Below are 19,716 nucleotides of genomic sequence, written 5' to 3'. Positions count from 1 at the left end.
ACCCACCTATCGTCAGGCCCCCTCGCAGGTCCCTCACCGCCCCTTGTCACGAACAGCGCCACCCTGGCGTCGATGCCTCCGGCGATGTCCTGCCGGCGTGCTGGTAGATCATCGGGGCCTTCTCCGAGGACTGGCCGACGCGGGCCATCGTGTCCTTCTGTATCGCGCTCGACTGCGCCGGCAGGGTGCGACCCGCTGGCGCAAGCCGTAGGCGGAAGTCCTTCGGCAGCCCGGCCATGACATGCCGCCAACCTCGATGGGCGTTGGGGCTGAGCGGCAGCGCGCACGGTACTCTCACCGACCTCACTCAAGGAGAAACGCACCCCACGTGGAGTACGTGGCGACCGCAATCCCTCACTCCCGGCCAAAAGTCCCAGAGGCGCCACCACACCCCCTCTCGCCTCGCGTTCTTGCAGGTCAGGAGGGGTGTGGCAGCGCTTTTCCTGAAGGGCGTCAGATGTCCCGGAAGAGACCAGCCAGGGCCGTGACCTGCCGCGACGGGCGGTCGCGAGTCGCTGACCTGCGTGAATGACCTTTCGACTGTTTCACGCTCGTACCTGTTGATGCAGCCGGAAGTCCCAGAAAAGTCCCAGGGAACTCCCACAGCCCCTCGCCGCTCTTTCGGCTCTATGTAGGACATGGTCGTGATCGTGTTGGTCTTCGGCGTGCTGATCGCCCCTACCGCGTTCGGCCAGACCGTCTTCGACATTGTCGGCCAAGTCGTGCAGGGCGTTACCCAGTCGGGCAGCCCCTGACCTCTGTGCACTGCGCCTCATAGGTCCGTGGCGGTGGCCCGGTGGCCCTGATCAGGCGGGCCTAGCTGGCGGCGGCCATCTCCGGATTGTGGTGGTGCTGCACCAGGGCAGGTGGGACGAGGTGGCGGCGGCGTTGCTCGTCCATCCCCAGACCGTCCGATACCGGATGTCGCAGCTGCGGGAGCTGTTTCCGGATCTCGCATCGTCACACCGGGTCCTTGAACTGACGCTGGCGGTCGGTCTTCGGGTCAGCTGACGAGTACTTCCGCGTTCTCGGTGCCATCAGCTGGCTCATGCGGCCGGGGAAGAGCGGTATTAGCCAGCTGAACCAGGGGTTGATGTGAAGACAGACAACGCCTCGGGGAGGCCGTCGTGGGCACTGTCTCTGACAAGCGCGGTGGCGGATACGGCTCGACTGGATCCGGTGGAGGATGCGCACCGGCCCGCTCGTCGAGGCGCTCATCGAGCATTTGGTCGGTGATCTGGGCCGCCATGCTCTGGAAAACGGCTTTCATGTCGTCGTGGAAAGCGCTGTCCTGGCACGAGCTGGCCCACGGGCGCGCGGCGGGCTGCAGCGGGGCGGCCAGGCCGGTCACCAGGGGCGGGGGGCCGGGCCGCTCGCGCCGGGGACGTTCTGCGACGGCCCCGTGCCTCCCTTCCGACAGGTCAGCTGGACGACCGACCGGGCCGCCCTGGCACACCGCGCGAGGGATGATGGGGATGGAATAACGGACATGAGGTCAGGAGCTTCCATGGCGAAGCGGGTTCACCGACCCCGTGAGGACGCGGAGTTCAATTTCATCCTCGGGATGAGCGGAGTTCCGGTCCTCGCATACTTCACCGGGACATGGCCCAAGGCAATCGAGCCCTGCCGGGTGATGGACCTCGTCGTGGGTGGCATCGCCGACGACTACACGGGCCGCCTGACGGCCGTCCGCGCCGACATCACGCGTTGTCCGGCCGCAACCGAGCGATACGGGATCACCGGAGCCCCGTCCTACGTCCTGCTGAAGGAGGGAGAGGCGGTGGCGCACGGCACGGGGCCTATGACCATCGCCGAGGTACGGAAGTTCCTTGACGGCCACCTCTGAGCGGCCGCTGCGGCACGTGGCCGTGACGCCCGTCACGTCTCGTCTATGGGAGCTGCGCCGCCTGAGACCCCTTGGGGCTGAGACACCCCCACAGGTCACATAACTCCGTCCAGCGCGGTGGCGTCCGGCAGCTGCACGGCCCCGGCCACGACCTCCGGAAACGCCGGCCCCATCTCGATGCCGCGCCTGGAGCGCAGCACCGCCCGGCCCGCATCGACGGAGACCAGCGCCCGGAACCCATCCCACTTCGGTTATGCGCTGTTGAGCTGTCCGCGGCTATCGTCCAGCGTCATGTCGATCACAGGGTGGCGGGTGCACTTCACCCGGCGAGACCTCGCGTGGCCGAGGGAAGTGAGCCCATTCATACGGGAGTTCAATGCGCTGTTCGGCGATCTGGATCAGCGGCTGGATGACCTGGGCGTGCCCGAAGGTCAGCCGTTCCTGATCAGTCCGGCGGGCGATTAAGACGTCGCCTTGAACCGCTACTTCTCGGTGTGGCTGGCATCTTCACCGTGGAACACTCAGGCCGCGCATGCCAGGGACCTGCGTACATACTTCGACTTCCTGTGGTTCGGGCGAGGTCGGTGCGACTGGCGCGACGCGACCACGGACGATCGGGCGGCGTACGAGTGGTGGCGTCGTCGCGACGACTTCGGGCCCCGCGTGGAAGACACCAACTGGGACCGGGAAGTCTCCACGGTCAACCAGTTCTACCTGTGGGCGATCGAGCAGGACCTGGTACGAGCCAATCCCGTTCGCCAGCGCGCTGCTGTGGCGTGGTCGCCTTGGCGCCGCGGGGCTGACGGGAGCACAGGGCGGCAGGTGCCGGCCGAGGCTCGCACACGGGGCCACGGCGCGAGGTGAAGTGGTTGCCGCCGAGGTCGTACCGGCTGTGGCGCAACGTGGGGCTGAGCGGCTTCGACGCGAACGAGATGCCGAGGCGGGCATTCCGGGGCAGGTGGGCGGCGCGGAACGCAGCGGCGGGCACCTGCCGTCCGCGCGGCTGACCAACACGGCGCAGACGTCCTTCGCCCATTACCTCGACACCGTCAAGGCCGCCATCGACACCGTCCTCGAAGAAGCAGCCACCAGAGGACATCGCCCGACCCTCACCGCCATCGAGCGGCACCTCGGCATCCCCCACGCCACCTTCCACCGCCACTACGCCGACCTGATCGACACCCACTTCCGGCCCCACATCCCTGCGACCGCCCCACCCATGGTCCAAGCTGAGTCCTCCGGGGCCGACGAGCGGCGGGAGGCGAATCTGGCCCGGTTGCGAAAGGAGAACACCGAGTTGCGCCGCACCCTCACCCTCTACGAGGAAGCCATCCGTAAACTCGCCCTCGAAAACGAGGCCCTGCGCACCGGCGCCACCGTCATCCCCCTCCAAGCCCGATTCCGGCGCACCTCGCAGCCCCCTCCTGAACCGGGACCCATGGGAGGGCAAGGCTCAGCGTGCACGCCAGGGCGTGGTCCGCTCCCGCCGGGTGATCGTCGCCGCCCGGGGCCGCACTGCCATCCCCTCGGACGGTGGTGCACCGGCAAGAGCGACGGCAACGCTGACCGATCGGGGACCTGACGGGATGACGAATGTGTCCATCGCGGCCTGCCTGGACGAGGACTTCGCTCGCGGCCGGAATCACCGCGGCCGCGGCGCCTGCCGCGGCTGGGCTGGAACCTGGGCCTCGTCTCCGGAACCGCGATGATCACCGATGCCGTGCCGCTGGCCACCCGCGCCAAGAACCGGGTCATGGCCGACGCCTCCATCGCCATCGCCGGCGCCACCGGGGGCTTCAGCTCCAGCCTCGTCGTCTCCGCCTCCGGCTACCCCGTCCTCGCCCTCACCGGCGGCATCCTCGCTCCCGCCGTTCTCCCGCGATCGCCACCAATGCGAGCAGCCTGTGACCTGGCCTGCCCCGTTGGGGAAGCCGGCCGCCCTCACCGTCGACGGCACCGGGCACCGTCGTCCACGTCTTCGCCAGAACCTCATCCGCCCGATGCTGAACTCGACAGAGACCGCCAACCCGTCCTCGGCGGCCTCCAGCCAATGGAGGCGGTGCGGTGGATCAGCTGCGGCGCCACGCCGGTGCGGTCACTTCCAGTCGCTGTTCGATGGCGCCGTCGCTGTTGGCTCCGTTTCTTGGGCGGTCGCTTGCTTGTGCTCGATGAGGGCCGTGGTACCGGCTACCACCGCAGAAAGAGCCACGGCGGCGGACAGCATGGTCGAGGTACGGCTGACGTCGCGCCGCAGGCCCGCAGCCAGGAAAGCGGCGGCATCGACCGAGTCCATGACGATGTTCACCGCAAGAAACTGCTGCTGCTGGGGCCGGGTGAAACTGTCCATCCGTTGCAGTCCAAGCCCGAGAGCAGCGTTGCGGATCGCGAACATCCGCGCATAAGGGATCGCGGGGGTACCGCTAACCGTGAGCTGGAAAAACCGCGCGGCCAGCCGCGGGGTGAACAAGTGGGTGGCCGCGACGATGAAGCGCCCGGTCGTCAGCGCTCTGCGGGAAGGAACCAGGTGGAGGGGGAATTTGGACATGGAGAACCCTTTCAATCCGGAACGGGCCGGTCGTTGTGTTTCATGGGGTTCAGAGCTCGGCGACGGAGCGTCGCAGGAAGCCCGGCGCGATGCGCAGCATGGCGGGCATGACTTTCGTCTGACCGGGGAATGCCATGTTCCGCCTCCGCCGAAGAGCCTTCATCGTGACCGCCGTCACCTGCTTGGGAGTCAGTTTCTTCCCGGTGGCTTCGGCGTTCATGGGTGTGTCCGTGGACGGTGGGAGGACCTCCAGGACATGGGTGCCCTGCGGGGCGAGTTGGCGGCGCAGGCCGTCCGCGAAGCCGTGCAGGCCGGCCTTCACCGCGCCGTGGGTAGGCGCGCGAGTGGGCGAGACCAGAGCGAACCCCGAGGTGATGAAGACGATCGCGTCGGGCTCTGGCCATCGCTCGAGCACTTCACCCGTCAAGTGGATGGGGGCGGTGAGGTTCAATGCCACCTCGTCATCGAGGGTCGCATTGGGGTTCTTGCCGGCGGCATAGTCTCGTTCCTCGAACGTGCCGGCGTTGTTGACCAGCACGTCCAGACGTCCGAAGCGATCAGCGATTGCTTGCAGCAGCGCGGCCCGATCGGCTGCGTCCGTCACATCGGCCCGCACGGCCAGCGCCTGCGGGTGGGCCTGCGCGAATCGGTCAAGCGCAGTCTGCGAACGTCCGCAAACGACGACAGACGCCCCGATCTCCACGAAGGATTGCGCGAGGCTCAAGCCGATGCCTGAGGTTCCGCCAGTGATGAGTGCCGTCTGTGACACGATGTCACCTCTCTGTATAGCGTACCGATTGGTACGAAACACGTTAGCACATCCGTACCGATCGGTACCGAAGGAGTAGGATGAAGAAATGACCTCGACGACACCGGTCCCTCCTGGCAGGCCACGCGCGTTCGACATCGACGAGGCACTCGATCGTGCAGTCCTGGTGTTCTGGTCAAAGGGTTTCGAGGGTGCCAGCCTTGACGATCTCACCGAGGCGATGGGTATCAGCCGCCCCAGCCTGTACAGGGCCTTCGGCAGCAAAGAAGACCTCTTCCACAAGGCGCTGGAGCGCTACACCGAGGGCTTGACCGCCTACTTCGCCCGAGCCATGGCAGAGCCCACAAGTGCAGCAGTGGCTACTGCCGTGCTCCACGGGGCGGTCGAGGCGGCAACCATGCCGGGATTGCCCACGGGCTGTCTTGGTGTGCAGGGTGCGTTGGCTACCGGGGATGAGAGCCGCCCAGTCCGAGACGCACTCGTCGCATGGCGCGAGGATGGGATAGCCCACTTGACGCGCCGGTTTCAACAGGCGGCGGACGCCGGTGACCTTCCACCTTCCGCAGATCCTCATCTTCTTGCGCTCTACCTGAGAACAGTCGCCAATGGCATTGCCGTCCAGGCCGCGAGTGGTAGTTCCCGCCCTGAGTTGCTGCAAGTCGCGAACCTCGCGTTGGCCAGCTGGCCAACGCCGTAGTCAGCTGTTTGGTCCGGGACCTGATGTCGACGCGGCAGACGGGGAGAAGTCAACCCGCCGGAACCTGTACGAGGAGGCCATCCGCCAGCTGGCCCTCGAAAACGACGCCCTGCGCAGCGGCGGCACCGTTCTTCCACTGCCCACCCGCAGCACGCCCGCGCCGTCCTGAATCCGACACCGCCCCCGGAGGCGTCTGGCGTGCGAAGGGGCGCTGGGCGCGGCGCGCAGCCAACTACCGATGATCAACTGTTCATCAAGCCGTGCGTGCCGGCGGCATCCCGGCTCCCGCCCTTGTCGCGTCGGCGCCCCAGCCGGCCGGCAGTCGTAGTGCCTCCGCCGACGGGGAACCGGGTTCGGCGTAGTACGTCGCCGGCGTCTGTTCGGTGTCGTTGGCCCTGTGGAATGACTCGAGGCGGAGATCGAGTTCGCCTACGAGCGGGTGGTGCAGGCGCTGGATGCCGTGGCACACCATCGGCCGGGTGCAGTGCGTGCGTTGCTCAGTACCGGTCGCCTCAAGGCGCCAGGAGAAGCACCTGCCGGTGACGGTCATCGGGAACTCGTCGACGACCAGAACGTGGCGCGGGATCTTGCAGTACGCGAGTTTCCCGGTGGCGTAGGCGCGGAGAGTCCCGGCCGTCGCCTCACCGGCGCCGTCGCGGAGCTTGCCCCAGGCGCAGAGTTCTTCGCGCACCCTTGTGCACAGGCGGTCAGTGACCAGTCCGTGTAAGCGGGGACGTCGGGGCCGGTGGCGAATCGCCTTGCCGGGGCGCGGGTTACTGCCGCTCGGCGCACGCGCGTCGAGTGGCCGGCCTCGCCCGGCTCGGCCGTGGCCTGTTCGACGCGGCGCCCTGGGTGTCGTTCGACGGGATCGAAGCCGGCCGCAAGCCGGACACCTGGCTGCGGTGGGTCCGGTTCGTCGCGGCCACGGAGGGGCGCCCCGGAGGGTCAGGCGCACTCGGCATTCACGTAGGGCTCCACGCGGCCGACGCTCTCCTTGAGGACGAGGTCGAGCAGTCCGGGGAACCGCTGGTCCAGATCTTCCTTGCGCAGAGTGTTGAAACGGCGGGTGCCGACATCGTGCTGCCGGATGAGACCGGCCTCGCGCAGGACGCGGAAGTGGCGGGTGAGTACGGACGCGGTGACGTCCTGCGTGAAGCCGCTGCAGGCCAGACCGGGGGAGACGGAGAGGGTGACGACGATGGTGAGCCGGGTCTCGTCGGTCAGCGCGCTCATGATCTTGAAGAGGTCGAGGTCGTCCGTGTCGGGGTGGACGAGGGGTGACGAGGTGCGACTGGCCATGAGGAAAGAATAACCTCTGCCCTATGTTCGCGTTGGCGCGTACATAGGGTACGGTGAAGGCACGGATTGACCCTTCATCCGTCATCCACCGGGTTGCCCATCACCGGTACCACGGCATGCCCCCAACGCCTTTGACGGCGCGGCGTGCATCAAGAGCGGAGCACACCCCATGACCACAACACAGGCGACCGAGTCGAGAACCCACCAGACGGAAACGGCCGCGGAGGCGGTCGGCCGCCTTCGTGCGACGTTCAACACCGGCGTCACCCGCCCACTGGACTGGCGCGTCAACCAGCTGCAGCGGCTGCGTGCACTGCTGGTCGAAAACGAGCAGGAACTGATCGAAGCGCTCTGGGCGGACCTGAGGAAGAACCCCGCCGAGGCGAAGGCGCAGGAGATCGACTTCACCGTTGGTGACATCGACGAGACGCTGGCGAATCTCGAGAACTGGCTTCAGCCCCGCCCGGTGGAGGTTCCCGCCCACTTCGGTCCCACCACAACGGCTTACACCACATACGACCCGCTCGGGGTCGTCCTGGTGATCGCTCCCTGGAATTTCCCGCTGCACCTTCTCATCGACCCCATCATCGGCGCCCTGGCCGCCGGAAACACCGTGGTGGCCAAGCCGAGCGAGATCTCGGTGCACACATCGGCGGTCGCTTCACGCCTCCTGCGACAGTACTTCGACGCCGACGTGCTCACCGTCATCGAGGGGGGCGCCGAGGAGACCACGGCCCTCCTGGCGCAGCGTTTCGACCACATCTTCTACACGGGCAACGGCGCGGTCGGCCGGATCGTCATGGCCGCAGCCGCCAAGCACCTCACCCCCGTCACGCTCGAACTCGGCGGCAAGTCGCCGGTCTTCGTGGCGCCCGACGCTGACCTGGACGAGACCGCGAAGCGGCTGGTCGGCGGCAAGTTCGGCAACGCGGGGCAGCAGTGCATAGCCCCCGACTATGTTCTGGCCGATCCTGCCACCGCTGCCGCACTGGTCCCCGCCCTACGTGCGGCGGTCGACGCCCAGTTCGGCACCAGCCCGCAGACCGCGGCCGACTACGGCCGGATCATCAACGAGCGGCACTTCGACCGGCTCACCCGTCTGCTGGACTCCGGCCGGGCGGCGGTGGGAGGCCAGCACGACCGCGACGACCTGTTCATCGCACCGACCGTGCTCACCGATGTCGACCCCGCATCGCCGGTCATGCAGGAGGAGATCTTCGGTCCGATCCTCGCCGTCGTCGAAGTCGAAGACCTCGACGCCGCCATCACCTTCATCAACGAACGCGACAAGCCACTCGCGCTCTACGCCTTCACCGAGTCCGAGGCCACCAAGTCTCGCCTCCTGAACGAGACGTCCTCCGGCGGCGTCGCCTGGGGCCAGCCGGCGATGCAACTGCTCATGACCGGCCTGCCCTTCGGCGGAGTCGGCGAAAGCGGCATGGGCCGATACCACGGCCGGTACTCCCTCGAGACGTTCAGTCACCTCAAGGGTGTCGCGGACGTACCGCTCAGCTAGCCTCGCGCTTTCGTGCAGCAGGCTGTCCGGTTGGGCGATCGGCCGGTGGAAGTGCCTCAGGCCGAGAATGAGGATCGCTGCGATCGCTGTTCCCGCCACCGCTGCAAGCGCGTTCCAGGTGAAGCCGTGGATCGGTCCTCTTCGCGGGGGCGCGTCGAGGAAGTCGATCGCGGCGCGGCCTGCGGACACCGATCCATACCGACTCCGGCGGCGGCACCCATGACTTCGTCACCTGGCTGACCGCTGATCGAGCGCAAGAAGCGAACGCCCGTACTCCGGCCGGCAGTTGCGCTGACCGGCGCCGACGCCGACGGTATGCGGCTCTCACCGCGTTCGCCGCCAACACCCCGATCGCGTTCCTGGAACCGCGTCACCGTCAGCGGGCCCGCGCCTGCCCGAGGACCGCATCCGCGCCTCCGCCGGGACAGCGTGGACCCCCTGCGTCGCAGACCTTCATCCCGTTTCCCCCCTATTGCGGAAAGAAAACCCATGCCTGTCAATACTTCAGACGTTTCGTCCGTTACTCCGCTTTTCTCCCCTGTTTCTCTCGGGAAGATCGAGCTCGCCAACCGCATCGTCATGGCACCGATGACCCGGGTCCGGTCCGGTTCCTTCGGCATCCCCGGGGACCTGATGGTCGAGTACTACCGGCAGCGGGCGAGCGTCGGGCTGATCATCGCCGAGGGCACCTACCCCGACCACGCGTCGCAGGGGTATGTCGGTGAGCCGGGCATCGCCACCGACGAGCAGGCGGCCGGCTGGCAGCGGGTGTTCGAGGCGGTGCACGCCGAGGGCGGCCGCATCGTCCTGCAGATCATGCACGCCGGCCGCCAAACCCACCCCGACATCAACGGCGGCCGCCGCGTCCTCGCCCCCAGCGCGATCGCCAGGACCGGCGAGACGTTCACCGAGAAGGGCGAGCAGCCATACCCCGTACCGGAAGCGATGACCACCGCAGAGATCCGTGCAGCCCTTAAGGACTTCGTCACCGCGGCCCGCCGGGCCATCGAGGCGGGAGCGGACGGCGTGGAAATCCACGGCGCCAACGGCTACCTGCTCCACCAGTTCCTCTCCCCGGCGGCCAACCAGCGCACCGATGGCTACGGCGGCTCGCCGCACGACCGCGCCCGCTTCGTCGTCGAGGTCGTCACGGCGGTCGCCCAGGCCGTCGGTGCCGAGCGGGTCGGGCTGCGGATCTCGCCGGAGGTCGACTTCGGGGACGTCTTCGAGACCGACCGGGACGACGTCCTGGCCACCTACGGCACCCTGCTGGACCAACTGCGCCCGCTGGGCCTGGCCTACCTCTCCGTACTGCACACCGAGCCGGGCTGCGACCTGGTACAGGAGCTGCGGCGGCGCTTCGACGGCAAGCTGATCGTCAACAACGGCCCCCTCGGCGGCGGGCAGACCACCCGCGAGCGGGCGCTTCAGCAGATCGAGGCCGGCCACGCCGACGCCGTGGCCGTGGGCCGGGCCCTGATCGCCAACCCCGACCTGGTCGAACGCTGGCAGGGCGGCCACCCGGAGAACGAGCCGCGGCCGGAACTGTTCTACGGGCTGGACGCCGAGGGCTACACCGACTACCCCTTCCTCGAAGCGGCTTGAGGCCCGCGGTCACGCCTGTCCATGCGGCAGCCCCACGCACCCATGGACAGGCGCCCGACCGGCGACACCGTGCCCGCCCCTTTGAGCCCGCGGTCACACCGGCGATCACCGGCTCGAGGACCGTAGGGTCCGTCAGGGCGTTGACGGTCCGCAGATCCTGGTCAGCAGCCTGCGTTCGGTGACCTCGTCGAGCACATCGCTCTCGTTATCCGTCCCCGCCGTACACCGGCGCCCATACCGTCCAGCCCGAACGCTGGGAACGGGGGTGACGAAAGGGGCTGTCGGTGGGGCGGGATCTGGGTCTGACCGGGGTGGTGGACTATTTCACCCTGTCCGGCGACGAGACGGGCTGGTTACGGAACAAAAGCGACGCCACCAGGCTGGGCTTCGCCGTCTTGCTTGGCACCTGATTCGCCGCTCGTTAACGGCTCCCCAACCGACGCCACCACTGGTCCAGGGCCCTTCACGCCGGAGGGCCCTGAGCCATGCCCACAGTGGACAACGGACAGAACGAAACCCCATCCATAACTTCGGTTCTGCGTTCCGTCGTGTCCAGGGCAGTCGTACGAGGCGGTGTCGGGGCGTGGCCCGGCCCGGCCCGGCCAAGGAGTACGTCATGCCGAAGAACCACCACCGCCGCGCAGAATGCCCGCAGGGCGAGCCGGAGCACGCGCCCGGCATCGCCACGATTCCGCCCCCCACCGCACCACCGATAACAGCAGGTACCGGGTGCCGGACTATCCGCCGTGTCAAAGCGGCATCTCCGCACCGTTGTTCTGGCTGGCCTGGTTCATCAGAGGAGCGCTCGATCGGAGCCGGTGTCCGCGAGGAGTCGTGCGGTCTGCGGGGACGGGTAGTGCAGTCGCAGGGACGTGTGGGTCTCGGCGGCGTGCCGCGACGCGTCGAGGAAGACGCGCAGGCCGCTGGTGTCGCAGAGGCCGACGGTGGTCAGGTCGACGTCGATGGTGGTGATGCCGTCATACAGGCACCGCTCCAGGGCGGTCCGCACCTGGGGCGCGGTGACCGGGTCGATCTCGCCGGCCAGGGTGATCAGTGCTCGCGTGCCCCGGTCATGCCGGTAGATGTTCAGCTGCGGAAGAGTCATGATGCCTCGGTTCATGGGCCCCGGCCGCCACTCGCAGATTCGATGGCCTGGTGACGGAAACCGGCTGGTCACCTGTGGTGAGTGGTACGGCTGCGTCGGCGGCGCGGCGGGAAGCGGCCACGGCCCCCGTCGCGGTGGTCCCCTCGCTCGCCGGAGGTCGGCGACTGGGACCGGCCGGGTTCCACCGGGGGTAGCGGCGTGCCGCATCCGCGGCGGGCGGGCAGGGGGATGCTGTAGCGGTGCACGGCGATTCTGTCGGCGTGCTCGATGTTGAGCCGGTGGATCACGTATGCCGCCGCTGCGATGAGGACGATGAAGGCGACGGCCGTCAGGAAGGCGTTCATGGCGGCCGCCTCACATACCGACGATCAGGCGACTGGGCCGACTGGGCGGACCGGGCTGGTGGGGGACGGCCGCGGACACCGTCCAGGCGCCGCCCTCGTATTCCCATGCCTCGTCCGGGCCCAGTTGCTCGTCGGTCGCGGCGACGCCGTGCCGGGCCTCGTCCGCGGCGATGAGCGCGCTCGCGGTCAGGGGCGGGCAGTCGTGGTCGGATGCGGCAGCCATCAGCCGGGCCGCCGACTCCGCTCCGGTTTCGGGCGGGATGATCAGCAGGTCCCAGCGGCCGGTGCCGTAGGAGAGCAGCAGCAGCTTGTGCGGGTCGATTTCCGGGGCGAACCAGCCGACCTTGACGACGTGGCCGTCCACGGGAACCTGGCGCGGGATGACCGGCCAGTACTTCGGGTTGACGGCGATGCGCGTGATGCGGCCCCACAACGGGTCCAACACGTCGGTCAGCGCGGGCAGTTCACTCAGCAGATCCCGGGAGCGGGGCCACCAGGCACCGTCCAGGAGGCCACGGGAGGCGCCGTCGGTCTTCAGGGCGAGACGCGTGGCCGGGGTTGCGACGGGCTCGGGGTGCGGCAGGGTTGGGTGCAAGGTCGCCGACATGGTGCGGACCCGTCTCCGGGCCGCCTCTGCGGCGGCCCGGGTTTCATCTCTCGCCGAGAACGACCCGGCGTGGAAGCCGGTGTGCGAAATGCCCTCGGTACTGCCGACACTACTCCGCGCTCGGTCGCGACGCGGCGTAGTGGCCGCCTAGATGTGGAGCAGTCTCTGGGCGATCTCTCGGTACTGCCTCAGTGCGTGCCGAAGTTCGTCGGACTGTGCGTCGGGGTTCTGGTCCTGCCAGCCGGCGCGCAGGAGACGGCGTCGTTCCGCGAGGGCGTTCACGAGCTGGACGGTGGCTTCGTCGTAGGCGCTCTCGGCTTCTGCCAGCGCCTCGAGCGGGGTGTCGGCGAAGGTGTTGAGGGCGTGCCGGAGGCGCTGGACGATCTTGTCCTGTTCGTCCGACGGGAGCAGCGGCTCCGGGCTCGGGCTGCGGCGTCCGGCCGGGCCCGGAGTCTGGCCGGCCGGCTGCCGGGCGCGTGTCTGGTCGTACATCATCGGGGGCCACTTCCGTTCCGCCTGAAGGCGTCCTTGGTCTTCTCCGCGGCCTGTTTCAGGCTTCCGGAGACGTGGTCGTTCCTGCCTCGGCGTTGCAGTCGCCTGTTGCGGGTGACCCGGCCGAGCTCTTGCGTGATCCTGCCCTTCATCGTCTGCGCCTGGTTCCTGATGCTCCGTGCAACGGTCATGGCCGGCCTCGCTGTTGTCCGGTGGTGGGTTGCCGCGGGGGCCGGGCGAGGCGGAATGGCGGAATGCTTCGCCGTGTGTTCCGCAGGTGCATGGCCCGGCACCGTGCGGCCTTTCCGCGTCCGGCGACGGTCCGTGTCAACGCCGCGGCCACGCGTCCGGGCCGCCGCGTTACGGCCGAGGCGGCGGCGCATACGGCCGCATCGACGCGGTCAGCCGGTCGGGCCGTCCGGTGTCGGCGTCGGACGATGTGGAGGGGGTGTCGACCAGTTCCGCCGCCAGGAGAGCGGTCGCGGTCGACTGCGGGGTGGTGCTCGCGCTCGCGGCGGCCATCAGCCGGGCGGCCGACGTGGCGCTGACCTCCGGAGGTATCACCAGGAGGTCCCAGCGGCCCGACGTTCCGGACAGCAGCAGGATCATGTGCGGGTCCAGCTCCGTGGTGAACCAACCGACCTTGACCACATGGCCGTTGACGAAAATCCGTTGCGGGATGATCGGCCAGTAGCGGGGGTTGACGGCGATACGGGTGATCCGCCCCCAAAGCGGGTCCAGGACGTCGGCCAGCGCGGGCAGTTCGGCGCTCAGGTCACGGGAGCGGGGCCACCAGGCGCCGTCCAGCCCGACCTGTCCCGGGGAGGGGCCCACGGGTTTGAGGGCGAGGCGCACGGACGGAGCCCTGAAGGGCACGGCGCGCGGCGAGGAATGGTCGGTGATCGCGGACATCGTGCGAACCCGTCTCCGAACCCCTGCGCGTGAGCAGTTGCCCGGTGCCGTTGCTCACCAGGAACGACACCGGTATCGGGGCCGGTGCGCGAAGTGCTCCCGATGGGTTCACGCTACTCCCCGAAGCGGCCGAACGACCGCTCCCGGAGATCCCCTCACTTCCGGCGGCCGTCCTGGCCCGAGGAGCGGCTGGTCTCCAGCCAGGACCGCGCCGGTTCTGCCGCGCTGGTGGTGTCCACAATGAGCTCGAGGCGGGTCCCTCCTTCGGCGTCCGCGGGATAGCTGCGCTGTTCCGTGGTGGCGAAGCAGTGACGGAGAACTTCCGCGACCTGGCGGGCGACCTCGGGGGAGGCGGCGACGATACGTACGTCGGCGTGTCCGTCGGGGGGAGTTTCCTGGGGCTGCATGACGACCGTTCCCTCTTGGGCATAAATCCGTGGACTGGATCTTTCACCCTACTCCGGCACGTGTGACCAGCGAGCTTTCCGACTGCCGCGGGCCGCGGAGTACCGTGAAACGAGGAAGTCACTCCGTATCTCTCGCAGACAGGCGGGCGTCATGTCCGACTCCGGTTCCCCGCGTGTGACCAGACTCCTGCCGGACGCCGTCCACCAGGCGGTGAAGCCGGGGACGGCTGTCGTACGGCTACAGACCACGCATGACCGGCGGGGCGTCCTCGACGGGGCGTGGTGGCCGTGCTCCCGTGCTATCGCAGCCGAACTTCCCGCACTGATCTCCGCACTGACCGAGTTCCTGGGGCCGCTCACGCGGGTCGGCCTGGACGCCGGAGCCTGGGACGCGCTGCCGACGCGACTGCTCGTCGACGACCGCGTCGTCCATATCGACTCCTTCCCGGTCGGTGACGACACCGTCCTCGTCACCAGGGGCGGTCAGGACTACTTCTCCCTCCTCGTCATCCCGCCGCACGCGACGCCCGAGGCGGCACGCACCGCGATGGCCGAAGCCGTCCGCGCCGACAACATCACGCGAGCCGAACAGATCCTCATCAACACCGGTACCGACCGGGCGGCGCCGAAGACTTGACGCCGGTCAGCCGAGGCGGCCGTCGTGCCAGTCCGGTGCTGGCGCCGGGATGACAGTGCTGTCGAAGGCGCCCGGGGATTGTCGGCGCACACTGGTGGGTGCCAGACGGATCCGATTCGCGTCCGTGGCGTGCTCGTGGGACCGGGTGCCACCCGGTCCCACGATTGAAGGAGGCGATTCACGGTTCAGCCAACCGTGAGGCCCATAGTCCGGGTTCCGCGAACCGGCACCTGCAAACAGTCTTAGGGCAATCCAGCCGCCTGCCATAGCGGCCCGGTCTGCCGCGAGCCGCCCACGCACGCACCATGTAATGACCGGCGACGAGCGCATCCCGGTGAGCGACACGGCCACGTCACCCGGCAGCACGCGCTCGCGCGACCATCGTCGGTCGCACGAGCACGCCAGCCCGTGGCTCTGTTCCGAACCGCGAACTCGATGCCCGGGTTCCACGGTTTCGGCGTCCCAGACCGGCCGCCCTCGGCGGCGAGGAGACGCACGCCTGCGGAAAACTGCACGACGGGTCAGCAAGAGGACGTTCGAATCCTGGGGTCCGGGGCAGGCGTCCCCTGGCGGACCGGAGCCGCCTCCCGCGGGGGAGCCGATTGCGACCCCGGCCCCAGTCCTCATGGCCCGGTTGCGTTGAGGCTGAATCCCGCTCGCTCCAACGGCCGTGAGGACCATCCTGCGACGGCTCGCGTTGGCGGGAAGCGCGGGTGTCCGCGCACAGGGTGACCGCCGACTTCGCCGGTCCAGGGCGGTGGTCGTCCCCTTCACCTGTCCCAGCTATCTGGCTGGTGCACCCGCCCGTCGACAAACTGGTCCGTACAGCATCGGCCTCTCTGTCCGGGCTGGGCAGCGCAGCCCGCACCGGACCGCTCGCCGCACGCGCTTGACCCCCGCCGGGACCCACGAGATCAACATCGAGGTTTCGTCACCTCTTCTCGCGCCTGACCGTCCGCCCCGGCCGCCATGAGCGGTTCCGCGGCCTCCTCGGTCGTATTAGGTGGCACGACCATCAGGTCCCAGCGTCCCTGGCCGGGTGCGAGAAGGACGATGGTGTGCGCGGCAGATGCCGTGAGGGTCCGGTGCAGCTGTACGACCTGATTGGAGACGAGCATCCGGCCGGGCACCGCGGACCAGGTCGCCCCGTTGACCGTGACGCTGGTGATATGGCCCCACGCGCGCGGCAATCCGGCGAGCAGCCGGGGGAGTTCGGCGAGCAGGTCGTACGAACGAGGCCACCACGCTCCATCGATGGGGCGGGGCATGCCGCCGCGCGGTGCCAGGCGCAGGCGAAGGAGAGGATGGGAGGGAAGCGGGGGCTGTAGTGCGGTGGTCATGAGATCTCCTGCCAACTGCCGTACATGGGTGAATGGTTGATGTCAGGCGCGGCGGGTGGCGACGCGGACCGGACTCGGCCGACGGGTCGAGCCGGCCGCGGTCGACGCCGCTGGTGGGGTCGGCGTGGTGGTGGTTGTGCCCGCTCTCGCCGAACGAGAGCAGGGTCAGGGCGACGAGGCACAGCGCCGGGAAGGGGGACGTCCTGTTGTAGCCCTGGGGCAGCGGGACGGTGTCCGACGGTGTGACCGTCATGGACCTTGTCGGACTGAGCGGCATACGTGACTCCTCGGCCTGGATGCGGATGGCGCGGCCGGGCTCACGGGCTGCCCTGTGAGGACGGGTGGCGTGCTGCGGAAGGAAGGTGGGCCCGGTGGACCCGAACACGAGGCGACGGTCCGGGGCGGGCCGGTCTCAGTCCACCAGCGCCAATCCCGGCCTCCCGCCACACGCCGTAACGACGTGCACAGAAAAGCCGATCACGGCCACTGTCAGCCATCACCTGGGACCGAAGTGTCAAGCATCTACCGGGACCGGACAGCCGACCCGCCGGAAAACAAACTAAATCACCGGTATTGCATCTAGGCCTCTGTGGGGCTCGTCGGGCATGATCGGTGGCATGGAGAGAGCGCATCTGCCGACCACTGAGTCCGCTGTCGTGGCGATTCGTGACCTCGCGGTGGAGTTCGGGGTGAGCATGACCGTCACCGACGACATCGGTGCCGACCAGACCTCGCGCCGCACCTCGGCCGAGCTGTTCGCCGTGTGCGACCCCGACGGTTCGCTGCCGCACGAGGCGTTCGTGGATCTGGCCGGGTCGCCCTCCGTCAGCGTCCGGCTCTTCCCCGAGGACGACGCGCGGATCACCGTCGACGGGGTGGAGTTCCACGATGTGCCGCAGGACTCCGTGCCCGGGTTCCTGCGATCCATCTACGGCGGGCTCGCCCGGACCAAGGGCCGGCTGTTCCCGCCCGGCCAGTGGCTCATCGTGCCGCTCCCGGGGGACGAGACCTACAAGGAACTGATCGTGGACTCCAACCTCACACCGTGGCTGGCGCGTAGCGCGCGATGAGGCCGTCCAGGTAGGCGGGGCCGAAGCCGAAGTGCGCGGCCTCGGGGACGTAGGCCCGCATCCGGCCGGTGGAGATCCGCAGGGCCTCGGGCGGTACCTCGTGCGGGACCCGGTGCGCCCGCCTGCCCAGGGCCGCCTCGACCGCGGTGACGATCTCCTCGGCCGAGTAGGAGATCCCCGAGGCCACATTGACGGTACGGCCGTGCACCCCGAGGTCCAGCAGCCGGTTCAGCACCGTGCCGAAGTGCCGTACGTCCAGCAGGTCCCGGCGCGCCCCGTGGTGGACGGTGACCGTGCCCGATCGGATCTGACGGACCAGCGACGGGATGAGCTGGGCCGGGTTCTGGTCCGGGCCGACCAGATGACTCAGGCGCAGGATCAGCGCGGCGGCGCCGGAGGCGGTGACCAGCCGTTCCATCGCCAGCTTGTGATGGCCGTATGGCGTCAGCGGGGTGATCCGCGCGCTCTCGTGACCCTCGCCCTGCCTGCCGTACAGGCCGGTGGCCGCTGTGGACAGCAAGACCAGCAGTCGGCGCTGCTCCCGGCAGCGGCGGACGGTGGCGGTCACCAACCGTGCCTCGCGGGCGAATTGCTCTGGCGCGGACTCCGAGGTTCTGGAGACTCCCGCGGCCAGCACGGTCACCCGGTGGTGCGAGAGCGGGTGGCGGCGGAGGTGGCGGGCGATGAATCCGTCACCGATCACTTCGGCGCTCATGCGGGAGCGAGGCGTCGCAGGACGGCGTCGGCCGCGGTGCGGGCGCCGCCCGCGCGGCGGATCTCCTCGCGCATCGCGGCCACCCGCCGGCGGACGCCGTCGTGCGCGTGCAGGCGCAGTGCCGTGGTGCGCAGGGCCGCCGGAGTGACCGAGCGGAACGGGATCGCCGTGCCCAGGCCCAGCTCGCGCACGCGCCGTGCGGTGCCGGCCTGTTCGGGCAGCCGGGGCACCACCAGGGACGGCACCCCGTGCTGGAGGGCCTCCATCGTGGTGGCCATCCCGCCGTGGTGGACGGTCAGGGCGGCATGGCGCAGTACGGCCCTGTTCGGCACCCAGGAACGCGTCTCGACGTTCGCCGGAAGCGGGGGCAGGTCGCAGCAATCGCCGGTCGCCATCACGACGTGCCAGGGGAGATCGGTGAACGCCTCGGCGACCGTCGTGAAGAACTCCGGGTGGGCGCGGTCGATCGAACCCAGGGAGACCAGGGCGACAGGGGTGTCCGCGTCGGGCGGGGTCCAGTCCGCCGGTTCGGGGGCCGGGGTCGGGCCCACGAAGGCGTACTCCTCGCCGAAGGTGTCGCCGTCCGGCTGGAAGGAGCGGGGGATGAGGACCAGTCCGCCCGACAGCGCCGTGGTCAAGTGGTCCCGTGCTGTGGTCCGTACGCCCTCCGCCGCGAGGAACTCCGTCAGCCGAGACAGGAATTCGGGCGCCACGGGGTTCGCCGTGGGCGTCCCGGGCGGGGCCAGGGACCAGTGGTGGGGTGCCGCCAGGTACGTCCAGACCTGCATCGACGGGATGCCCCACCGGGCGGCGAGGACGCTGCCCGCGCCCGCAGGGTCCTCGGTGAGGACGAGGTCGGGTCGGTTCCGCGCGAAGGCCGCCGTCAGTTGGGGCAGTGCGGCGCGGGCGTCGTCGAGGTAGAGGAGCGGCAGTCGGCGGATGTCCGTGGGCCAGTCGGCCGGGTCCGCGGGGAACGAGGAGCGCACCGGCACGGGCGTGGCACCGACGGACTTCACCAGCGGCGCGAACTGCTCGGTCGTGGCGTAACTGACGTGGACGCCGCGCCGTACCAGCTCGGCCACCGTGCCCAGCAACGGGCCGATGTGGCTGTACGCGGGGGCCGTGCAGACCGCCACGTGCCGGGCCGCCGCTCCTGGCTCAGCGGGGGCCCGCACCGTTCACCGCCTCGTGCCGGGTGCGGAGGTCCTCCAGGCTCCGGAGGAGGTTCGGGAGGGTGTCCGGCTGGTTGCCGTCATGGCGTCCGGTCGTCATGCTCAGCCCCGTCACCGGCGGGCGCAGCACGACATTGGCGCGCTGTTCCAGCCGCGCCCGGTGGTCCGTCATCGCCGCGCTCTCCCAGCCGCCCGGGGGCAGTGCGGCGGCCAGCGCGATCGGCGCCTTGGTGCATTGCAGCGCCATCGTCACTGGAGTGTCGGCGAGGCCCTGGGCGAGGCGGGCGATGAAGTGCAGGCCCGCCGGATATACGGCGATTCCGTCCGGCCAGCTCGCCAGCTCCACATGGAGTTTCCGGGTCTGCGGCTCCTCGGACCAGGAATCCTCGAAAACCAGCCGGTTGGTGAGAACCGAAAGACCCTCCCGAGTCACGAAACGCTGCGCGGAACGCGTGAGGACGATGCGCAATTCCACTTTCGGATAACTGACCTGGAACCAGTTGACCCATAGCGGAAGGAAAGCGGCATTCGATGAGCCGGTGCCGACCAGGAGGAGGCGTTTCACCCCGAGGGGATGAATCGGGATGGGTGGCATTCCCCAGTTCTCTTCACTTGTCATCGGGCACATCACCTGTCAT

General features: G+C 69.0%; 23 protein-coding genes and 3 pseudogenes. 12 read left to right on the top strand and 14 right to left on the bottom strand.

Annotated elements, in window-relative coordinates; translation table 11 throughout:
* Positions 1–849: 849 nt before the first annotated feature.
* From P1P70_RS08310 to P1P70_RS08285, 6 genes and pseudogenes are all read left to right on the top strand, one after another.
* Positions 850–1,011 (top strand): annotated as a pseudogene (locus P1P70_RS08310) (helix-turn-helix domain-containing protein); the annotation flags it as partial.
* Between the two features lie 496 nt (positions 1,012–1,507).
* Positions 1,508–1,846 carry a thioredoxin family protein gene (locus P1P70_RS08305; RefSeq protein WP_319235853.1) on the top strand — a complete coding sequence of 113 codons (339 nt, stop codon included), beginning with the start codon at positions 1,508–1,510 and terminating at the stop codon, positions 1,844–1,846.
* Positions 1,847–2,137: 291 nt separating this feature from the next.
* The gene (locus P1P70_RS08300) at positions 2,138–2,311 is read left to right on the top strand and encodes a hypothetical protein (protein ID WP_319235852.1); all 174 of its coding nucleotides are present in this window, start codon (positions 2,138–2,140) and stop codon (positions 2,309–2,311) included.
* A 9-nt stretch (positions 2,312–2,320) separates the two neighbouring features.
* Positions 2,321–2,710, top strand: coding sequence for a site-specific integrase (locus P1P70_RS08295; RefSeq protein WP_319235851.1), 390 nt, complete (start codon positions 2,321–2,323; stop codon positions 2,708–2,710).
* A 94-nt stretch (positions 2,711–2,804) separates the two neighbouring features.
* Positions 2,805–3,428: a hypothetical protein gene (locus P1P70_RS08290; RefSeq protein ID WP_319235850.1), complete on the top strand. Its 624-nt coding sequence runs from the start codon at positions 2,805–2,807 to the stop codon at positions 3,426–3,428.
* An 87-nt stretch (positions 3,429–3,515) separates the two neighbouring features.
* A pseudogene (locus P1P70_RS08285) lies at positions 3,516–3,725 on the top strand (MFS transporter); the annotation flags it as partial.
* Between the two features lie 216 nt (positions 3,726–3,941).
* Here the strand turns inward: P1P70_RS08285 and P1P70_RS08280 are convergent.
* Both P1P70_RS08280 and P1P70_RS08275 read right to left on the bottom strand, forming a co-directional pair.
* Positions 3,942–4,391 carry a hypothetical protein gene (locus tag P1P70_RS08280; protein ID WP_319235849.1) on the bottom strand — a complete coding sequence of 150 codons (450 nt, stop codon included), beginning with the start codon at positions 4,389–4,391 and terminating at the stop codon, positions 3,942–3,944.
* Positions 4,392–4,440: 49 nt separating this feature from the next.
* On the bottom strand, positions 4,441–5,160 hold the full coding sequence (locus P1P70_RS08275) for an SDR family NAD(P)-dependent oxidoreductase (protein ID WP_319235848.1): 720 nt from the start codon (positions 5,158–5,160) through the stop codon (positions 4,441–4,443).
* An 88-nt stretch (positions 5,161–5,248) separates the two neighbouring features.
* Here P1P70_RS08275 and P1P70_RS08270 point away from each other — a divergent pair, with 88 nt between their 5' ends.
* The gene (locus P1P70_RS08270; RefSeq protein WP_319235846.1) at positions 5,249–5,857 is read left to right on the top strand and encodes a TetR/AcrR family transcriptional regulator; all 609 of its coding nucleotides are present in this window, start codon (positions 5,249–5,251) and stop codon (positions 5,855–5,857) included.
* A gap of 253 nt (positions 5,858–6,110) precedes the next feature.
* Here the strand turns inward: P1P70_RS08270 and P1P70_RS08265 are convergent.
* Together P1P70_RS08265 and P1P70_RS08260 are read right to left on the bottom strand one after the other, a co-directional pair.
* Positions 6,111–6,320: pseudogene (locus P1P70_RS08265) on the bottom strand (transcriptional regulator); the annotation flags it as partial.
* Between the two features lie 482 nt (positions 6,321–6,802).
* Positions 6,803–7,156: an ArsR/SmtB family transcription factor gene (locus P1P70_RS08260; RefSeq protein ID WP_060895109.1), complete on the bottom strand. Its 354-nt coding sequence runs from the start codon at positions 7,154–7,156 to the stop codon at positions 6,803–6,805.
* A 169-nt stretch (positions 7,157–7,325) separates the two neighbouring features.
* Here P1P70_RS08260 and P1P70_RS08255 point away from each other — a divergent pair, with 169 nt between their 5' ends.
* The 3 genes from P1P70_RS08255 (at position 7,326) to P1P70_RS08245 (ending at position 10,687) form a co-directional block, all read left to right on the top strand.
* A complete protein-coding gene (locus tag P1P70_RS08255; RefSeq protein WP_319235845.1) occupies positions 7,326–8,672 on the top strand; it encodes an aldehyde dehydrogenase family protein in 1,347 nt (448 codons plus the stop codon).
* Positions 8,673–9,161: 489 nt separating this feature from the next.
* Complete coding sequence (locus P1P70_RS08250; RefSeq protein WP_319235843.1) at positions 9,162–10,277, top strand: alkene reductase; 1,116 nt, start codon at positions 9,162–9,164, stop codon at positions 10,275–10,277.
* A 284-nt stretch (positions 10,278–10,561) separates the two neighbouring features.
* Positions 10,562–10,687: a hypothetical protein gene (locus P1P70_RS08245; protein ID WP_319235842.1), complete on the top strand. Its 126-nt coding sequence runs from the start codon at positions 10,562–10,564 to the stop codon at positions 10,685–10,687.
* Between the two features lie 383 nt (positions 10,688–11,070).
* Here the strand turns inward: P1P70_RS08245 and P1P70_RS08240 are convergent, their stop codons facing one another.
* The 6 genes from P1P70_RS08240 to P1P70_RS08215 all read right to left on the bottom strand — a co-directional run bounded on the left by P1P70_RS08240 (position 11,071) and on the right by P1P70_RS08215 (position 14,144).
* On the bottom strand, positions 11,071–11,382 hold the full coding sequence (locus tag P1P70_RS08240) for an STAS domain-containing protein (RefSeq protein ID WP_319235841.1): 312 nt from the start codon (positions 11,380–11,382) through the stop codon (positions 11,071–11,073).
* Positions 11,383–11,450: 68 nt separating this feature from the next.
* Positions 11,451–11,726 carry a hypothetical protein gene (locus P1P70_RS08235; protein ID WP_319235839.1) on the bottom strand — a complete coding sequence of 92 codons (276 nt, stop codon included), beginning with the start codon at positions 11,724–11,726 and terminating at the stop codon, positions 11,451–11,453.
* Between the two features lie 10 nt (positions 11,727–11,736).
* Entirely contained in the window at positions 11,737–12,333 is a 597-nt protein-coding gene (locus tag P1P70_RS08230) for a DUF5994 family protein (protein WP_319235837.1), read from the bottom strand.
* 147 nt (positions 12,334–12,480) lie between these two features.
* Complete coding sequence (locus P1P70_RS08225; protein ID WP_319235835.1) at positions 12,481–12,828, bottom strand: hypothetical protein; 348 nt, start codon at positions 12,826–12,828, stop codon at positions 12,481–12,483.
* Between the two features lie 357 nt (positions 12,829–13,185).
* Positions 13,186–13,737 carry a DUF5994 family protein gene (locus P1P70_RS08220; RefSeq protein ID WP_319235833.1) on the bottom strand — a complete coding sequence of 184 codons (552 nt, stop codon included), beginning with the start codon at positions 13,735–13,737 and terminating at the stop codon, positions 13,186–13,188.
* A gap of 155 nt (positions 13,738–13,892) precedes the next feature.
* Positions 13,893–14,144 carry a hypothetical protein gene (locus P1P70_RS08215; RefSeq protein ID WP_319235831.1) on the bottom strand — a complete coding sequence of 84 codons (252 nt, stop codon included), beginning with the start codon at positions 14,142–14,144 and terminating at the stop codon, positions 13,893–13,895.
* Positions 14,145–14,295: 151 nt separating this feature from the next.
* On the opposite strand from P1P70_RS08215, the gene P1P70_RS08210 reads away from it, so the two are divergent.
* Complete coding sequence (locus P1P70_RS08210; protein ID WP_319235830.1) at positions 14,296–14,781, top strand: DUF5994 family protein; 486 nt, start codon at positions 14,296–14,298, stop codon at positions 14,779–14,781.
* A gap of 914 nt (positions 14,782–15,695) precedes the next feature.
* On the opposite strand, the gene P1P70_RS08205 is transcribed toward P1P70_RS08210, so the two are convergent.
* Positions 15,696–16,121, bottom strand: coding sequence for a DUF5994 family protein (locus P1P70_RS08205; RefSeq protein ID WP_319235828.1), 426 nt, complete (start codon positions 16,119–16,121; stop codon positions 15,696–15,698).
* A 617-nt stretch (positions 16,122–16,738) separates the two neighbouring features.
* Between P1P70_RS08205 and P1P70_RS08195 the strand changes: the two genes are divergently transcribed.
* Positions 16,739–17,191: a hypothetical protein gene (locus tag P1P70_RS08195; protein WP_319235827.1), complete on the top strand. Its 453-nt coding sequence runs from the start codon at positions 16,739–16,741 to the stop codon at positions 17,189–17,191.
* Here P1P70_RS08195 and P1P70_RS08190 read toward each other — a convergent pair.
* From P1P70_RS08190 to P1P70_RS08180, 3 genes are read right to left on the bottom strand one after another with little or no spacing between them, the layout of a single operon-like run.
* The gene (locus P1P70_RS08190) at positions 17,160–17,906 is read right to left on the bottom strand and encodes an NAD-dependent epimerase/dehydratase family protein (protein WP_319235825.1); all 747 of its coding nucleotides are present in this window, start codon (positions 17,904–17,906) and stop codon (positions 17,160–17,162) included. The genes P1P70_RS08195 and P1P70_RS08190 overlap by 32 nt on opposite strands.
* Positions 17,903–19,042: a macrolide family glycosyltransferase gene (locus P1P70_RS08185; RefSeq protein ID WP_319235823.1), complete on the bottom strand. Its 1,140-nt coding sequence runs from the start codon at positions 19,040–19,042 to the stop codon at positions 17,903–17,905. The genes P1P70_RS08190 and P1P70_RS08185 overlap by 4 nt, the downstream gene beginning before the upstream one ends.
* A 22-nt stretch (positions 19,043–19,064) precedes the next feature.
* A complete protein-coding gene (locus P1P70_RS08180) occupies positions 19,065–19,697 on the bottom strand; it encodes a flavoprotein (RefSeq protein ID WP_319235821.1) in 633 nt (210 codons plus the stop codon).
* Positions 19,698–19,716: the final 19 nt, after the last annotated feature.

This window comes from Streptomyces sp. MB09-02B (assembly GCF_033794485.1).
Taxonomy (GTDB): Bacteria; Actinomycetota; Actinomycetes; order Streptomycetales; family Streptomycetaceae; genus Streptomyces.
This window is presented reverse-complemented; position numbering and strand designations above follow the sequence as displayed.

Bases quoted from the DNA above. Each gene is read 5' to 3' on its own strand.
- P1P70_RS08195 (WP_319235827.1), top strand. From the start codon at position 16,739: ATGGAGAGAGCGCATCTGCCGACCACTGAGTCCGCTGTCGTGGCGATT.
- P1P70_RS08215 (WP_319235831.1), bottom strand. From the start codon at position 14,144: ATGCAGCCCCAGGAAACTCCCCCCGACGGACACGCCGACGTACGTATC.
- P1P70_RS08210 (WP_319235830.1), top strand. From the start codon at position 14,296: ATGTCCGACTCCGGTTCCCCGCGTGTGACCAGACTCCTGCCGGACGCC.
- P1P70_RS08190 (WP_319235825.1), bottom strand. From the start codon at position 17,906: ATGAGCGCCGAAGTGATCGGTGACGGATTCATCGCCCGCCACCTCCGC.
- P1P70_RS08305 (WP_319235853.1), top strand. From the start codon at position 1,508: ATGGCGAAGCGGGTTCACCGACCCCGTGAGGACGCGGAGTTCAATTTC.
- P1P70_RS08260 (WP_060895109.1), bottom strand. From the start codon at position 7,156: ATGGCCAGTCGCACCTCGTCACCCCTCGTCCACCCCGACACGGACGAC.
- P1P70_RS08225 (WP_319235835.1), bottom strand. From the start codon at position 12,828: ATGATGTACGACCAGACACGCGCCCGGCAGCCGGCCGGCCAGACTCCG.
- P1P70_RS08240 (WP_319235841.1), bottom strand. From the start codon at position 11,382: ATGACTCTTCCGCAGCTGAACATCTACCGGCATGACCGGGGCACGCGA.
- P1P70_RS08250 (WP_319235843.1), top strand. From the start codon at position 9,162: ATGCCTGTCAATACTTCAGACGTTTCGTCCGTTACTCCGCTTTTCTCC.
- P1P70_RS08270 (WP_319235846.1), top strand. From the start codon at position 5,249: ATGACCTCGACGACACCGGTCCCTCCTGGCAGGCCACGCGCGTTCGAC.
- P1P70_RS08235 (WP_319235839.1), bottom strand. From the start codon at position 11,726: ATGAACGCCTTCCTGACGGCCGTCGCCTTCATCGTCCTCATCGCAGCG.
- P1P70_RS08180 (WP_319235821.1), bottom strand. From the start codon at position 19,697: ATGACAAGTGAAGAGAACTGGGGAATGCCACCCATCCCGATTCATCCC.
- P1P70_RS08220 (WP_319235833.1), bottom strand. From the start codon at position 13,737: ATGTCCGCGATCACCGACCATTCCTCGCCGCGCGCCGTGCCCTTCAGG.
- P1P70_RS08280 (WP_319235849.1), bottom strand. From the start codon at position 4,391: ATGTCCAAATTCCCCCTCCACCTGGTTCCTTCCCGCAGAGCGCTGACG.
- P1P70_RS08300 (WP_319235852.1), top strand. From the start codon at position 2,138: ATGTCGATCACAGGGTGGCGGGTGCACTTCACCCGGCGAGACCTCGCG.
- P1P70_RS08205 (WP_319235828.1), bottom strand. From the start codon at position 16,121: ATGACCACCGCACTACAGCCCCCGCTTCCCTCCCATCCTCTCCTTCGC.
- P1P70_RS08255 (WP_319235845.1), top strand. From the start codon at position 7,326: ATGACCACAACACAGGCGACCGAGTCGAGAACCCACCAGACGGAAACG.
- P1P70_RS08230 (WP_319235837.1), bottom strand. From the start codon at position 12,333: ATGTCGGCGACCTTGCACCCAACCCTGCCGCACCCCGAGCCCGTCGCA.